General features: G+C 60.6%; 14 protein-coding genes and 1 pseudogene. 6 read left to right on the forward strand and 9 right to left on the reverse strand.

From position 1 onward, the window contains the following. Position 1: 1 nt before the first annotated feature. From MESCI_RS31855 to MESCI_RS31890, 8 genes are all read right to left on the reverse strand, one after another. Entirely contained in the window at positions 2-850 is an 849-nt protein-coding gene (locus tag MESCI_RS31855; protein ID WP_013525321.1) for a carbohydrate ABC transporter permease, read from the reverse strand. After that, a complete protein-coding gene (locus MESCI_RS31860; RefSeq protein ID WP_013525322.1) occupies positions 850-1,791 on the reverse strand; it encodes a carbohydrate ABC transporter permease in 942 nt (313 codons plus the stop codon). The genes MESCI_RS31855 and MESCI_RS31860 overlap by 1 nt, the downstream gene beginning before the upstream one ends. A 104-nt stretch (positions 1,792-1,895) precedes the next feature. Beyond that, positions 1,896-3,551, reverse strand: a complete 1,656-nt coding sequence (locus tag MESCI_RS31865; protein ID WP_013525323.1) for an extracellular solute-binding protein — start codon at positions 3,549-3,551, stop codon at positions 1,896-1,898. Between the two features lie 115 nt (positions 3,552-3,666). Continuing rightward, a complete protein-coding gene (locus MESCI_RS31870; RefSeq protein ID WP_206619016.1) occupies positions 3,667-4,674 on the reverse strand; it encodes an NAD(P)-dependent oxidoreductase in 1,008 nt (335 codons plus the stop codon). Between the two features lie 59 nt (positions 4,675-4,733). Continuing rightward, complete coding sequence (locus MESCI_RS31875) at positions 4,734-5,510, reverse strand: HpcH/HpaI aldolase family protein (protein ID WP_013525325.1); 777 nt, start codon at positions 5,508-5,510, stop codon at positions 4,734-4,736. Between the two features lie 50 nt (positions 5,511-5,560). After that, positions 5,561-5,866, reverse strand: coding sequence for a putative quinol monooxygenase (locus MESCI_RS31880; protein WP_013525326.1), 306 nt, complete (start codon positions 5,864-5,866; stop codon positions 5,561-5,563). Next, positions 5,863-6,573 (reverse strand): transcriptional regulator NanR, encoded by a 711-nt coding sequence (gene nanR, locus MESCI_RS31885; RefSeq protein WP_013525327.1) that lies wholly within the window; start codon positions 6,571-6,573, stop codon positions 5,863-5,865. Before nanR ends, MESCI_RS31880 begins: the two co-directional genes overlap by 4 nt. Before the next feature lie 52 nt (positions 6,574-6,625). After that, on the reverse strand, positions 6,626-6,916 hold the full coding sequence (locus tag MESCI_RS31890) for a hypothetical protein (protein ID WP_164920106.1): 291 nt from the start codon (positions 6,914-6,916) through the stop codon (positions 6,626-6,628). A 400-nt stretch (positions 6,917-7,316) separates the two neighbouring features. Here MESCI_RS31890 and MESCI_RS31895 point away from each other — a divergent pair. From MESCI_RS31895 to MESCI_RS31920, 6 genes and pseudogenes are all read left to right on the forward strand, one after another. Then, a pseudogene (locus tag MESCI_RS31895) lies at positions 7,317-7,631 on the forward strand (type IV secretory system conjugative DNA transfer family protein); the annotation flags it as partial. Positions 7,632-8,570: 939 nt separating this feature from the next. Beyond that, complete coding sequence (gene repA, locus MESCI_RS31900; RefSeq protein ID WP_013525328.1) at positions 8,571-9,773, forward strand: plasmid partitioning protein RepA; 1,203 nt, start codon at positions 8,571-8,573, stop codon at positions 9,771-9,773. Between the two features lie 77 nt (positions 9,774-9,850). Then, a complete protein-coding gene (repB, locus tag MESCI_RS31905) occupies positions 9,851-10,816 on the forward strand; it encodes a plasmid partitioning protein RepB (RefSeq protein WP_013525329.1) in 966 nt (321 codons plus the stop codon). A gap of 153 nt (positions 10,817-10,969) precedes the next feature. Further along, a complete protein-coding gene (gene repC / locus MESCI_RS31910) occupies positions 10,970-12,175 on the forward strand; it encodes a plasmid replication protein RepC (protein ID WP_013525330.1) in 1,206 nt (401 codons plus the stop codon). Between the two features lie 186 nt (positions 12,176-12,361). Continuing rightward, positions 12,362-12,751 (forward strand): MbcA/ParS/Xre antitoxin family protein, encoded by a 390-nt coding sequence (locus tag MESCI_RS31915; protein ID WP_013525331.1) that lies wholly within the window; start codon positions 12,362-12,364, stop codon positions 12,749-12,751. Beyond that, positions 12,748-13,266, forward strand: a complete 519-nt coding sequence (locus MESCI_RS31920) for an RES family NAD+ phosphorylase (RefSeq protein WP_013525332.1) — start codon at positions 12,748-12,750, stop codon at positions 13,264-13,266. Before MESCI_RS31915 ends, MESCI_RS31920 begins: the two co-directional genes overlap by 4 nt. A gap of 23 nt (positions 13,267-13,289) precedes the next feature. Here the strand turns inward: MESCI_RS31920 and MESCI_RS31925 are convergent, their stop codons facing one another. Continuing rightward, positions 13,290-14,462 (reverse strand): site-specific integrase, encoded by a 1,173-nt coding sequence (locus tag MESCI_RS31925; protein WP_013525333.1) that lies wholly within the window; start codon positions 14,460-14,462, stop codon positions 13,290-13,292. Positions 14,463-14,515: the final 53 nt, after the last annotated feature.

A 14,515-nucleotide genomic window follows, 5' to 3' on the forward strand; every position in this document is an offset into this window, starting at 1 on the left:
TCTATCCGCGAACGGCGCCGAGCGTCAGCCCGCGCACGAGATGTCGTTGAGCAAGGACTCCCAGAGCGATGGATGGCACGAGGGAAACAATGGCCAGGGCCGCCGCTTCACCATATTGCGCGCCCTGGAAGCCGATGAAGGAGCGGAATACGGTTGGCAGCGTGAACGCAGTTCGACTGGTCAAAATGAGCGCGAAGAAGAACTCCGTCCAGCAAGCGATGAAAGCGAAGACGGCCGCCGCGACGATGCCCGGGGCGGCAAGCGGCACGGCAACACGCCAGAACGCCTCCCAACGCGTGCAGCCATCGACCAGGGCCGCCTCCTCCATCGACTTCGGCATGCCGCGGAAATACGCGAACATCATCCACACCGACACCGGCAGCGTGAAGACCGTATAGGCGATGATCAGACCAATATGGGTGTCGTACAGCCCGACGCCACGATAGATAAGGAATACCGGCAGGACGATGCCGATCGGTGGCAGGAAGCGCTGTGACAGCACCCAGAAAGACAGGTGCTGGCCGCCCGTGTTGTAGCGCGCCAGACTATAAGCCATCAGCGTGCCCAACAACGCTGAAAGCACGGTGGCCGACAGCGAAATGATCAGACTGTTGATGAGCCCGTCGAGGCCGCGATAAGCGAACAGCGCAGCTTTGTAGTGTACAAGGGTCGGCTCGGCAGGGAACCAGACGGGCGGCACGGTGAGGTAGTCGTCGCTCGGCTTGATCGAGGTGTTGAACATCCAGTAGAGGGGCCACAGCACGAACACGAGGAAGAAGCCGAGCAGCAGCATGCGACCGATCGGCACCGACCGGCGTTTCCTGCGGCGGGCGGGCGCGACGGCGGCCATCAGACCGGCTCCACCTTCAAGAGCCGCCGCACCAGCAGCGTCACTACCAGCGCGGTGAAAATCAGGAATAGCCAGCTTCCGGCCGTCGCCTGCGACAGATGAAACTGGGTGAAGCCGACCGTGTAGAGATAGTAGGAAGCCGTGTAGGTTTGCGTACCCGGGCCGCCGCCGGTCATGATAAAAATGGTATCGAACATTCGGATGGCGTCAAGCAGGCGGAAGGTCAACGCCAGCAGCATCATAGACCCGAGATGCGGCAGCGTGATCGCCCAGAAGGCCTGCCAGGCATTGACGCCGTCGAGTTCCGCCGCCTCGTAGAGGTTCGGAGGGATTGCGGTAAGCCCGGCGAGCAGGACGACAAACATGAACGGAGTCCACTGCCAGACATCAGCGATGATCAGCGAGACATAAAGCCATGGGCGCTCGGTCATCCAGCCGATCGTCACCTCCTGCCCCAACAGTTGCGTCAGGATGTAGTTGGTTGGCCCGAAAGGCCGCTGAAGCAGCAGCGTCCACGCTTGGCCGACTATCACCGGGCTGATGAAAAGCGGCACGATCAGGATCGACATGACGACACCGCGCCCCGGAAAGCTGCGCACCATGGTGAGCGCCACCAGAAGGCCCAGCACGAATTCGATGGCGACGCTGATGCTCGACAGGCAGGCCGTCAGCAAGAGCGACCACCGTGCCACGGGATCGAACACCACCCGCTCGAAGTTTTTCAAGCCGACAAAGGCGTGGCCCGGCACCTGGAAGTCGTAGTTGATGAAGGACACGACCAGTGAGAACAGCAGCGGATAGATCGACAGCGCCAGTATCAACAGCACCGCGGGCGCGACCAGAAGCCATTTGAAGTGGCGGTCCGCCCACTGTGCGAGGGTCGAAAGCCGAGGCGGGGCGCCGGTGGTCGTCATGCGACTGATCGTGGTGGTGTGCGGCATCGATTTATTCCAAAGATCGCCACGCGGTTGAGCCAGGGTGTTGCGAGCAAAGCGCCCGCAACACCGGTCTGGTGCTAGAAACCCGGCTCCCCTCCAGGCGAGTCTCAGAGGGTGACTGCCATGCCAAGCTTCTCCACTGTGTTGTCAGCGGTGGCGCCGGGCAGTTTCAGGAACTCGGTGTAGAATGCCTTTTGCGACTCCATCCCGAGCCGATCGGTCGTCTCGTTCCACTCGGCGGCCGCCGTTTCCAGCGATGCTTTCGGATCCGCACCAGCCCACACTGCGGTGCACATGCGGTCGATGCTCAAGAAATAGTCCTGCGCACCTGGCATGATCGGGTCGAGCAGGCCGACATTCGCCGAGTTGTTGAGGTTGGCCAGGTACTCCTTGGCGCTCGGGAACAGTGCTCCATAGAGCTCCGACTTGAAATGCGAAATGCGGTATGGGTCGCGCAGCGCATAGGGCAACATGCAGCGCGCCAGTGAGACGGGAGGCGAGCAGGCCCACTGCATGAACAGATACGCCGCCTCCCGATTGGGCGAATCCGCCGACAGCGCCTTGTTGTAGCCGGTGGCATGTTCCGGATTGCCCGGCACGACGGCATAGCCAACCTTGCCAGCGATCTGCGACTGGGGAATGAAGTTGATCGCCGTGGCGGATTGCGAATAGTTCGCCGCCATCCGGCCGCTTGGAGGCCAGGAATAGATCATCGCAACCTTCCCCGTCAGGAATGCCGCCCAAAGGGAGACGGCGTCGAGCTCGTTGTTACCGGGGATCGAGGCCTTGTTGGCCGCGAGCATGTTCGTCAGCGTCTTGACGCCCGCATCCGACACCAAGCCGGCCTTCATGTCGTCGCCGAACAGTTTCCCGCCGTTGGCACGGTACTGCTGCAGAAAGTCGAACTGATTGCCCGGGCTGCCCGCCTTGCGGAAGTGGCCTGCACCATAAACCTTCGGTGCCATCTGGTCGGTGATGAATTGGGCGATCTGAGCATATTCCTCCCAGGTCTTCGGTGGTCCGAGCTTCGCGTTGAACTTGGTCTGGTAGGCCTCCATCATCTTCGGATCCTCGAAGATGTCCTTGCGGTAGTAGAGAGCGAACATGTCGCCGTCGTCGAAGAAGCCCCAGATCTTTCCCTTGTAGGTCGGCAGCGCCTTGTAGAGAGGATGATAGTCCTCGAGGTCTGCAGGGTTCATATATTTGGCGATATAGTCGTCGAGAGGTGCGATGACGCCGCCATCGGCGAGCGACGGTGTCCAGGCTGGCGAGATGTCGAGCACGTCATAGGCGCCTGAGCCGGCAATGTGCTCGGCGACCGCCTTGGAGTATTGATCGGGATTCGACAGTTCGACCACATTCGACTTCATGCCCGTAAGCTGCTCCCACATCGGCCCACTGAAATTGCGTGGATCGAGCGCCTGCAGGCCTGCCTCGTAGGTCATGTTGATCGTGACGCCCGCATGCGCCTTGGCCGCCTCGACCGCGCGGAAGGCGGAGCCCTCCGCCGGTCCTTCCTTAGATGCTTTCAGCGCAGCGGCCTGCGCCTGTCCCAGCGGCGACGTGGCGTCGGCCAGTTCGAGCTTCTGCTGCGCCAGCGCCCAACCGGTCATCATACCCAAAATGGGTGCAGACGCTGCCAACATACCGGTCATCTGGCCGAAGCGGGTTATGAAATTCCGGCGGGTCGTTTCGCCACGCATGAAGGCGTCGACCTCTGCTTCGAGACCGGCCTGAAAGTCACGTTTTTCACGATCGTTCATAGTGCTTGGTCCTCCCGTTTCTCATTTGCTCACTCGTCCGCAGGCGCGGCGGTCGAGCATTCCTCCCGTAAGGCCCCCGCAATGGCCGCGGCGGCGCGCCAAATTCTCGCCACTCCTAGCTTCCGAAGCGGCCCGCGAAAACGGCCAGCCTATCCTTCCACCGCTCGCTCGAAAGCACCTCGCGATTGACCACACCGCGCGGCTCGCGACCATGTTGAACCTCGATTACCGCTTTGACGTCTGCAGCGCCGTTGCCGGCAAAGCACTGGTCGGTCCAGCACAATGCGTGCGGCGCAAGGATGACGTTGTCGAGTTTGAGGATTGCATCGTCAGCATCCGGCGGCTCCTGCTCCAGCACGTCGAGACCGGCGCCGGCGATACGACGCTCCCGCAGGGCTTGTGCCAACGCCTTCTGGTCGACGATCGGGCCGCGCGCTGTATTGATCAGGTAAGCAGTAGGCTTCATCAGGGCGAGCCGCTCGGCACTGACGAGATGACGCGTGTCAGGCGTCAGCGGACAACTTACCGACAGCACGTCGGCGCGACGAAACAGATCTTCCAGTCCGACCAGCTCCACGCCTAGTTCGGCAGCGACCTTCTTGTCTGCAAATGGGTCATGGGCGATGAACCTCATATCGAAGGGCTTTGCCAGGCGAAAAACTTCGGCGCCTATGTTGCCGATGCCGAGCGACCCCAGCGTACGCCCCACGAGCCCGACACCCATATGTTGGGAGCGCTCCTGGAAGCCATGAGGTCCCTTACGGGTGAGGGCGTCCTTCGTGAACAGCTTGCCGGTGAGTGCCAACATAAAGGTGATGACGGATACGGCGACCGGCCGTCTTACCCCATCGGGCGTGATGACCAGAGCGATGCCGGCGGCAGTGCAGGCCTCGACGTCGACAGTATCGTAGCCGACGCCGAAGCGGGCAACGACGGCCAGCCGACCGCTCTTGGGGACACTCGTGGAAACGAAGCGATGAGTGAGAAGGATCAGCGCATCGAAGTCCTCAAGCTGGTCGGCGCGAAGCGGGTTATTCGATTCCAGGAATGTCATCTCGAGGCCTGGCGCCTTGCGCAGAGGCTCCAGGTCGAAGTCGGGATAGGTCAGCGAGCCGTCCGGCATGCGGAAATCACCGGAAAGCGCCACCTTGAACTTTAGGTCGCCCATTCTCTCCTCCGTTCTTACTGGCACCCGGCCCGGATTTTGGAGACCGCGTCGGCGATCGCGTCGTGCAGTATCCAGACGTCGCCCGAATAACAAATGAAGTCGAAGCCTTGTGCGTAGAACTCGTGGCCCTGCTGGACGTTGGGCACCAGGCGCCCGAGCGACTTGTTGTGCCTTTTGGCGGCGGAAACGATTTTGGCCATCGCGGCGATGAAGGTCGGGTGCGCGAAGTCGCCGGGAATGCCGAGCGAGACCGACAGATCAAAGTGACCGACCCACAGACAATCGACGCCGTCCAATCCCGCAATGCCGTCGATGTTCTTGACGCCGTCGGCGGTCTCGATCAGGCAGATGAACACCGAGCGCTGGTTGGCCGCCTCGAACTTATCTGCAACCGAGCCCGGACGGTAACGGTCATGCGCGATCTGCAGCGCCACGCCGCGAGCGCCAGCCGGATGGTATTTCATGGAACTGATGATGTGCTGCGCCTGCTCGACGGTACTCACCATCGGCGCGATTAATCCTTCGGCCCCCATATCCATGGCGCGGGCGAGGAAATGGTAGTCCTGCGATGGCACACGCACCATAACCGGCAGGTCGGCCGCCTCGAAATAGCGGATCGCGCTCTTGACCGTTTCCAGGCTGAAGCCCGAATGCTCCATATCGAAAAAGGCGAAGTCACAGCCAGCGGACTTCAGGATGTGGCCTATCCCCGGCGTCGCGAACTCGGCGACAAGGGTCCCGAGCTTGACGCGTCTGTGAGACGCTAGCGCCTTGAGACTTGGCTCCGACATGAACTTCCCTCCCGTTCGCCCACAAAGGGCGCATTGCGCCTATGCGTTCTTCAAGACGAAGCTTCGACAACAAGGTCGCAGATCGTCACCAGCTTGGTGTCGACGAGCGGCGCGCTCTGCGAATTGAATTCCTCGAAATGGGCTGTCCGGCAGTGGAGCTTGAATGCCGCCTCGCTGTCGTAAATCTCGTAGAGCAGGACCCGGTCGGGCTCGCCGCGCGCCTGCGTCACATCAAAGCGGCGGCAGCCGGCTTCGCGGCGTACCGACGCGGTCGCGTTGGCGTCCACGAGCTCTCGGAATCTGCCCCGGGCACCCGGCTTGAGGCGGAAATCGACCCAGACCACGAAGCCGCTCATCCCTTGCCACCCGCAATTTCAAGATAGCGTCTGGAGACATATTCCAGATGCCTGCGCATAGCCGCTTCGGAGGCGTCTGGATCGCGCGCGGCGACGGCATCAAAGATTTCGCGATGAGCCTCGTAGGCCTTTCGGTCTTCACCTTTGGCCAAAGTTGTGCGCCGCTGTTCCAGCAGCCATTCGGCCAACGCCGCGTGAATGGCTGTGAAGATACGATTGCGGGTGATCACCGCCAGCACGTAGTGGAAGTCCACATCGGTGCGCTCGAAGCGCGTCAGGTCCCCGATCGACTGCCGGTTGATTTCGAGCGCCTCCTTGAGGCCCTCAATATCCTCTGACGTGGCATTGATGGCGGCGTTGCGGGCAAGCCCGACTTCGAAAAACAAACGCGCGCTCTGGAAGTCATGAACCCCGCCAGGGGCCGAAATCATGTGGCGCGCCGGCCCCGAGAGGGCGTCGATCACGAATTGGGGGGTTGGCCGAGTGACGCGGGCGCGCTCGCCGGATTTCACCTCGACAAGCCCCATCTTGCTCAGATGCAGCAGGGCCTCGCGGATTGAAGGGCGCCCGACCCCGAACTGCCGCATGAGTTCCCGCTCGGATGGGAGCCGGTCGGCTTCGGCCAGCTCTCCCCTGCGGATCATCCGCTCGAGGTGCGCTGCAACCTCCTCCGAAAGCTTCCGCGGTTTGATCAGAACGCCGATCATGTGGCATACCTGTTATACCAGTCAGATACGCTAGGCTCCCAGAGCGCCTCTGTCAACGATCACTTGGGCTGGATAGAGACCGAACAGAGATGCCCAGGCTCGCGCGGCCCGCCTCTTGGATGGCAAGGACGACGATGGGCTGCTCGTAGCAGATCAGCGGCGCAACCTTCACGCCCTCGACCTCGACCACAGGAGTGGCACAGACATGTGCCCTCGCCCCGCTGCGCTGCCCGACCCAGGCAAGCCAGGGCTGCCAAAGGGCGAGCGGATTTCCGCTCCAGCCGATCGCGCCAGCGGCCACACCGCCGGTGATGAAACCAAGCGAATGCAGCGCTTCAAGCATGAAAGTGAGCAAGGCCGAGAATGCCGTCGACCTGAACCCGTCCAGCGTGAGTCATATGAACCTGGGAATCTGGAGTGAAGGAAGCCATCGCCCGGAGGAACCACACCGCCGACAAGGCTGTGATGATCCTACCCTCGGAATAGATTGTGCGAAGTTCGGAATTCCCAAAGCGGACCGGTTCCGCGGGCGCACAGACCTCGCGGGAGATAGCCGCGCACAACCGCAAGGTCAGAGGCCTGCGACCGGGGCGGACAGATATGGCGATGTCACCGACTCTGGGCTCGTGCTGAATTGCTTCGATTCGCCGAAGGCCAAGCGGATAGCTCGGTGTCATGTTCAGCCGACACCCACTCCATGCGACGTGGTCGAACCACTGCTGCGCGGCGTGACGCAATGGGTTCCGGAACCAAAACTGCGACCCGATTGCAGGATTGCGACTCGTCGCAAAGCGCATTTGTCCGCGAAAACGTCGCCCGCTTCATCAACATGACACCGGAGACATTCTCGGGCATCTATGGGGCCGCATCCAGGGAAACGCACTGGCTGTCCTACGAGAGCTACGCCGCGCTCGTCTCGGGCAGAAGTTTGCGACCGACGAGGTTGCAGCGGGCAAAATCGACATCTTCATCAACGTCGACTCAACACACTCGAGAACCATCCGGACCTCGCCCGGGTCATCATTGGCTCACTGATGAATGCCATCTACAATCGCAATGAAGCAGGCCAGTTCGGATCTTGTCGATGAGCTGATTTCCATGAAATTCGTTCAGGAGATGAAATCCACCCAACAGCGCGTTGGCAAGCCTCCGACCCCGCTTGAAGATGGGCCCCCCTCCCCTTCCCGAGATCAGCTGTTCAACGGTGTCCGCGGCAGCCTACGGCGACAGCGACCTCAAGGGCCAAGAGTGACACCATAGAGCCGGGAATGATGGTCTTGGCATCGTTGTTCCCGAGCCGACAAATTCGGTTTCTACCTCAGGCCGGATTTCATCACCAAGCGTCTGCTATCAACGCTCGGGTGGCACCCTCGTCGGTTGCGAACGCTCCCTTGGCGAGCAGATAAAGGAAGTTTCGGGCGCTCGCCCGCACCGCTCAAAACGATGGTGCGCGAACTGCGGTCTCCAGCGATCGGCTTTCAGTCGGGTAACGGTTGACCTCCGCATGCAAACGCACCTGCAGGAGGCACGCTGACCTACCCTATGTCAGCGAATATCGTTTGAGGCCGCTAGAGACGAATTGGGGTCGGTCCGAGCTTTGGACGTTTGCGTCTCGTCATGATGGAGGAGGTCGGCCATTGCTTTTGATGCCTTCGACCAAGCCTCAGCCGGCAAAGCGAGCCCGCCTACCGCCTTGAGCGGGTGGAAGCGCCCTCCCCTCCCCTAAGCCGCTCCGCTGATGGGGCGGTTTTTACTGCCGTAAAGACTGCTCTTTGTGTCAGAAAAACCAGGCGTTTAGCCAGATGAGCGGGAGAGTTCCAGTCGAACGACAACCCGCCATTATCCGACGACAGCAGGAATCGGCCGCAAGGAAGCCCGCTAGTGCTGTTCACCTTCTGTTAACCTAAAACTTCTTGCCGGGCTTTCCGAATCGGAGCTTAATGGCGCTTGTTGAATAATTTCATCGCAAAAAGCGCCAATTCAGGTTTTCGACGAGAATGAATATCGCCATGCGGCTACCGAGCTTCGAGTTCGATGAGAAAATCCTCGAGCAGGGTGCTGAGATATCACGGCGCCTTAACCAGCTTCGGATGGAGAAATTTCCCCCCGATGCGGCGAAGACGCTGCGTTCGTTTTCGATGGCAGAAGTCGCTCACTATCTTGGTGTCTCGCAGAACAATCTGAAGCGCCTTCATCTGGAGGGCAAGGGCCCCCTGCCCGAGCAGATCCCATCGGGACGCCGGTCCTACACTGCCCAGCAGATGCTTGAGCTGCGCCATTTCCTGGACCAGCATGGCAGGACCGAAGTCAAGAAGTATGTCCCGCACCGCAAGTCCGGCGACAAGCTCCAGGTCGTTGCTGTCGTCAACTTCAAGGGGGGCAGTGGCAAGACAACGACTGCCGCCCACCTCGCCCAGCATCTGGCCTTGACCGGCCACCGTGTTCTTGCAATCGATCTCGATCCTCAAGCCTCACTGTCGGCCCTGCATGGCTTCCAGCCGGAACTTGATAACAACCTCTCGCTCTATGAGGCGATTCGTTACGATGACGAACGCCGCTCGATTGCGGACGTAATCCTTCCGACGAATTTTCCAGGTCTCGATATCATCCCCGCCAATCTCGAATTGCAGGAATACGAATACGACACGCCCCTCGCCATGCAGGATAAGACGTCAAATGCCGGGCGCCAGTTCTTCACGCGCATGGCGAAGGCGTTAACGGAGGTCGACGATCGCTATGACGTTGTCGTGGTTGATTGCCCGCCCCAGCTTGGCTACCTGACGTTGACGGCCATGTCGGCGGCGACGTCGGTTCTCATTACAGTTCATCCGCAGATGCTCGACCTGATGTCTATGAGCCAGTTCCTGCTCATGCTCGGCGGCATATTGAAAACCATCAAGGCCGCCGGTGCGGCAATCGAGCTCGATTGGTTTCGATATCTGATCACACGCTACGAGCCGACGGATATCCCGCAGGCGCAGATGGTAGGCTTCATGCAGTCCATGCTTGCCGGCCAGATCCTGGAGAATCCGATGTTGAAGTCGACGGCGATTTCGGACGCGGGTCTCACCAAGCAGACGCTCTACGAGGTGGAGAAGTCGGCCTTTACCCGTTCCACCTACGACCGTGCACTGGAATCCCTCGATGCGGTCAATGCTGAAATCGCGACGCTGATCCATCGTGCGTGGGGACGGTCATGACGGCGAAGTTTACGGCAGTAAAAACTGGAAATTTTGTCTTTGAAATCAAATCGCTAACCGCGATTGGAGGCGGTTAAATGGCACGCAGGGACATTTTCGGCAGTGTGTTGGGCCCTGCGACGGCAGTGGCTGATGCGAAGGACGTATCCGGGTATGCCGTTCGCGGGGCGTCGCGCTCCATCATGCAATCCTTCGAGGAGCTCTCCAAGAGCTCGGTCGTGGATCTCGATCCGGCATTTGTCGACACCTCCTTCGTTTCGGATCGCCTGGACGAAGACGATGAGGCATATCAGGAGTTGCTTGCGGCCATTCGGGAAAGAGGCCAAGATTCTCCGATCCTGGTCAGGCCTCATCCTGAGCTCTCCGGTCGCTTTCAGACCGTCTTCGGGCATCGGCGCGTCAAGGTTGCCCGCCAGCTGGGACGGCCAGTACGCGCGGTCGTCAAGAAGATGGGCGATGAGGATCATGTTATTGCCCAGGGCCAAGAGAACGCCGCAAGGGCCAATTTGTCCTTCATCGAAAGGACCCTGTTTGCCGATCGCATTCTCAAGCGCGGCCACACGCCCGACACGGTGAAGTCGGCTTTGGCGCTCGATGACACGACCTTCTCGAAGATGCGTTCTGTTACCAGCAACATTCCAGAGCCAGTCATTGTGGCCATTGGCGCCGCCAAGACTGTTGGTCGGGACAGGTGGTGGCAGCTCGCCAAGCTCATGGAGCATCCGGATAGCGCGGGCAGGGCGGCCGACTATGTGGCAAGTCCAGAGTTCGCCACGTCAGGCAGTGACGCACGATTTGCGCGTCTGTTCGACTTCATGAGCGCGCCGGCAAAACGCGCGCCAGCAGCATCGAAGACACAGGAAAAGGCTTGGGCACCGCACGACAGATCCGTGCGAGCCAAGATCACCGACACAGGAAAAGTGTTTACGCTTGCCCTGAAGGCCAAGGAAGCCTCGCCGTTCGGAGCGTTCATAACCGATCGGCTGGACGAGCTTTTCGAGGCTTTTCGGCAATCGGAAACAGCCAAGAAAACAGGAGACTGAAACCGCAAAAGAAAAAGGCCCCCGAACGTCGCCGTCGCGGAAGCCCTTCTCGTCTGTAGCAAGCTGAGAATCGCACTTCCCCGAATCACTGTCAAGAGTCGTGGCGCCATTTCGGCGAGCAGATTTCTTTTGCCTGATTGAAAGGTGAGGGAAATGGAGAGTGGGTTTGCGACGACGCCCTTCGGGCGGCGGCCGATGACGCTTGCGTTGGTGAAAGCCAACACGGCGTCAAGGCAGATACCTCAGGGGTCTGTCGTCGAGAAATGGCAGGTTTATCGGTGGCTGTGCGAGGGCAAGTCGATTGTCGGCGTCGGCGATCGCGCCCTGGCGGTGCTCAGCGGGCTTTTGACGTTTTATCCAGACGACCAGATCAGCGAGGAAAACGGGTTGATGGTCTTTCCGTCCAACGCTCAGCTATCGCTGCGGGCGCACGGCATGGCCGATTCCACGCTGCGCAGGAACCTGGCGGAACTGGTAAGTTGCGGCCTCATCATCCGCAGGGACAGCGCCAACGGCAAAAGATTTGCCCGCAAAGGGCCGGGCGGGGCTGTGGTGGAGGCCTTCGGCTTCTCCCTGGCCCCGTTGATCACCAGGGCAGCGGAGTTTCAGCAGGCGGCCGACCAGGTTCGAGCCGACGGTCGGGCGCTCAGACTGATGCGGGAGCGCATCACGCTGCACCGCCGCGACATCCATAAGCTGATCGAGGCGGCTGTCGAGGAGGATGTGCCCGGGGACTGGGGAACGCTGTGGAAGCGGTTCCGGGCCATTGTGGACGCAATTCCACGCCGGGCAGGCCTGTCGGAGCTGGAAGGGGTCGTCGCCGAGCTGGTAGAGCTGCACGAAGCGGTCAACAAGATGCTGGAAAGCTTCACAAATGCCAAGAATCCTAGCGGCAATGAGTCCCATAATGAGCGGCAGCAATCTGATTCAAACACAGACTCCGCTTTTGTATTTGAACCGGCTTTCGAAAAAAGCAGGGCGGAGGCCGAGCCAACATCCCACCCCCCCGAGAAGCCGAAAGGCTACCCGATTGGACTGGTGCTGCGGGCCTGTCCCGATATTGCCGACTATGCCGTCAACGGGATCGGAAGCTGGCGCGACTTGATGATGACCGCCGCCCAGGTGCGAGGATACCTTGGCGTGTCGCCTTCAGCCTATGAGGAGGCTTGCCATGTGATGGGCCAGGAAGTTGCCGCGATCGTGATCGCCTGCATTCTGCAAAGAGCGCAGCATATCAACTCGGCTGGCGGTTATCTGCGCGTGCTGACCGAAAAGGCAAAAGCGGGTGAGTTTTCTGTTGGACCTATGCTCATGGCGGCGCTGAAAGCCAATGGCGCGTCAGCACGGATGACCGGATGAGCGGCAAGATATCGCGGGGCAGCGGCGTAAGGATGTGACCGGTGCTGTTGAGGTGGCCTGGCACATTCCCACCTGTCGGCGGGGTTTGCGGCGCGGCCACTGAACGGGTTCGTTCTTGAAAACAGTCTACAAGTGCCATATCTTCTGCACACGAAATATGACTCCCGATATGGTAGGATGAACACCATGGGCCAGGCACTCAAGATAGCCGAGCAGAATGGACCTCTCATCTTGTCCTACATGGACCGGAATGGGAAGATTGCGATTGGGCAGGTCGCGGACGGTTTTGGCATGTCCAAAGGCCAGTTGGCCCAGACTGCAGGTCTTGCACGCGAGACGCTTTATCGGTCAGAGCGTAGCGCCACGGTAAAGACCCAGGGGCGTCTGCGAGAAATGCTCGAGATCATCAGCCGAGTGACGGAATGGGCGGGTGGCAAGGAGCAGGCGATGGCCTGGTATCGGGCTCAGCCGCTTCCGGCATTTGGGGGACGCACCGCTGAGGCGCTGGTGAAGGACGGCAAGGCAGCAGCGGTCCGTGATTATCTCGATCACATGGCCGTTGGCGGGTTTGCGTGAGGTTCGTCGGAACCTGCTACCGCGCACATGATCCACGTTGGGCATTCAAGCCGACTTCCGGCGAAGGAGCGGCGATCCGAGGGGCTCGATTCAATCCCAAAGGCGTGCCGGCGCTCTATCTGGCGCTGACCATCATGACAGCGATCAAGGAAGCCAACCAGGGCTTCGCACAGCGGATCGATCCCTGCGTGCTTTGCTCCTATGAGATCGATTGTGACGACATCGCGGATCTGACAACGGAAGAGCGGAGAGGAGAGTTTTCTGTGACGCTCGAAGAGATGGCCTGTGCCTGGGCGACGGCTCTCAGCAACGGAGAACGTCCAGCGTCCTGGTCCATCTATGAGCGGTTGCAACCCCGAAATGTTGCCGGCATCGTGGTTCCGAGCTTCGCGCCGGGGGCCGAGATGGAGGATCGCAATCTGGTCCTTTGGAACTGGGGCCCCGATCTCCCGCACAAGGTGGCTGTATTCGACCCCAGTGGTCGGCTGCCGAGGGATCAGCTGTCTTGGCGATAGACCGATCCGCCAGGGGAGGGGGCCTACAGTCCACTGGCCCTGGTGAGATTGACGCGAAACCGGTCCCTGCGCCGCTGGTAGCGGCGGGTCATTTCGGCCGACGTATGGCCAAGCTGCTTTTGAACGTAACGCTCGTCGACCTCAGCCGATGAGGCAAGACCGGCGCGCAAGGAATGACCGGAAAATTTCTCTGCACGATCGCCTTCGGACAGGTCGCCACGAACCCCGGCTGCGAGGGCGGTGCGTTTGACCAGCCGCGCCACTTCCTGGTCGTTGAGCCGCTCGGCTGCAACTGCTTTGCCGTTTCCGGTGACGCGTCGAAACAACGGCCCATGGCCGACCCTCGCCAGTTTCAGCCAGGTTTGCACCGCCACAACCGGGCATGTGGCATCGGACGAGCCACGGCCGATCTCGACCTCGCGCCAGCCGGTCTTTCCGCGCAATGCGACGAGAACGCCTTTGTCCAAAACCTCGATCCAGCCGCGGCCGTCCTGGGTTTGGTCCCTGGCAACGTCCAGGCCAACGATTTCAGAACGCCGCAGGCCGCCGGCGAAACCCAACAGGAGCATGGCGCGGTCGCGCAGGCCGCGCAACGTTCCACGGTCAAGGGTCTCGAGCATGGCAATCAGGTCTTCAGTCAGAATGGCTTCCTTTTGCCGGGGAGGGGAGGCGTGAGTGTTGCGAATGCCGGCCAGCACAGTGGCGATATGCCGGTCCTTCCTGTCCAATGGCTGGCCACGCTGAGAAAAATTCCAGGTGATCGAGGAGAGACGTCGCTCGATGGTCGAGACGGCGTTCGGCTTCTTGTCGCCCGTCACCTTACCGGACGCGCAGGCCGTGATGTAAAGGCCAACGACCTGCGGGTCGGGCGGCAACACATCGAGATGCTGGCGGCGCGCCCAGGCGCAAAAATGCTTCCAATCGGCGGCGTAGGCGCGCCGGGTGTTCGCCGAGCTTGCTGCCTCGACGTAATCGCGCGCGCGCTCGGCGAGCCCTTCCAGGTGCGCCGGCAGGGGAGGGGCGTTTTGCGGCTCGCAGGGTGCCTGCGCCATTTCCATGACGATATCGACAATATCAGGCAAGTCGTCAGCTGGAGGCGAGGGAGGGGAGGTGCTGGCGATCGCGGTCGTGCTGTGGGACGGCGCTTTGCTCTCCTCAGGACGATTTTCGCGGCTCAGGTCGACGATAGGGGCCATTCTGCTAGCATGGCTTGTAACGAACGATAATGCAACATTATCATTCATTATAT

The sequence above is a fragment of the Mesorhizobium ciceri biovar biserrulae WSM1271 genome (assembly GCF_000185905.1).
GTDB classification, from domain to species: domain Bacteria; phylum Pseudomonadota; class Alphaproteobacteria; order Rhizobiales; family Rhizobiaceae; genus Mesorhizobium; species Mesorhizobium ciceri.

Excerpts from the sequence above, each read along its gene's own strand:
- repB (WP_013525329.1), top strand. The coding sequence starts at position 9,851 with ATGGCACGCAGGGACATTTTCGGCAGTGTGTTGGGCCCTGCGACGGCA.
- MESCI_RS31925 (WP_013525333.1), bottom strand. The coding sequence starts at position 14,462 with ATGGCCCCTATCGTCGACCTGAGCCGCGAAAATCGTCCTGAGGAGAGC.
- MESCI_RS31890 (WP_164920106.1), bottom strand. The coding sequence starts at position 6,916 with ATGCTTGAAGCGCTGCATTCGCTTGGTTTCATCACCGGCGGTGTGGCC.
- MESCI_RS31875 (WP_013525325.1), bottom strand. The coding sequence starts at position 5,510 with ATGTCGGAGCCAAGTCTCAAGGCGCTAGCGTCTCACAGACGCGTCAAG.
- MESCI_RS31860 (WP_013525322.1), bottom strand. The coding sequence starts at position 1,791 with ATGCCGCACACCACCACGATCAGTCGCATGACGACCACCGGCGCCCCG.
- nanR (WP_013525327.1), bottom strand. The coding sequence starts at position 6,573 with ATGATCGGCGTTCTGATCAAACCGCGGAAGCTTTCGGAGGAGGTTGCA.
- MESCI_RS31870 (WP_206619016.1), bottom strand. The coding sequence starts at position 4,674 with ATGCCGGACGGCTCGCTGACCTATCCCGACTTCGACCTGGAGCCTCTG.
- MESCI_RS31855 (WP_013525321.1), bottom strand. The coding sequence starts at position 850 with ATGGCCGCCGTCGCGCCCGCCCGCCGCAGGAAACGCCGGTCGGTGCCG.
- MESCI_RS31915 (WP_013525331.1), top strand. The coding sequence starts at position 12,362 with ATGGGCCAGGCACTCAAGATAGCCGAGCAGAATGGACCTCTCATCTTG.
- MESCI_RS31865 (WP_013525323.1), bottom strand. The coding sequence starts at position 3,551 with ATGAACGATCGTGAAAAACGTGACTTTCAGGCCGGTCTCGAAGCAGAG.
- repC (WP_013525330.1), top strand. The coding sequence starts at position 10,970 with ATGGAGAGTGGGTTTGCGACGACGCCCTTCGGGCGGCGGCCGATGACG.
- MESCI_RS31880 (WP_013525326.1), bottom strand. The coding sequence starts at position 5,866 with ATGAGCGGCTTCGTGGTCTGGGTCGATTTCCGCCTCAAGCCGGGTGCC.
- repA (WP_013525328.1), top strand. The coding sequence starts at position 8,571 with ATGAATATCGCCATGCGGCTACCGAGCTTCGAGTTCGATGAGAAAATC.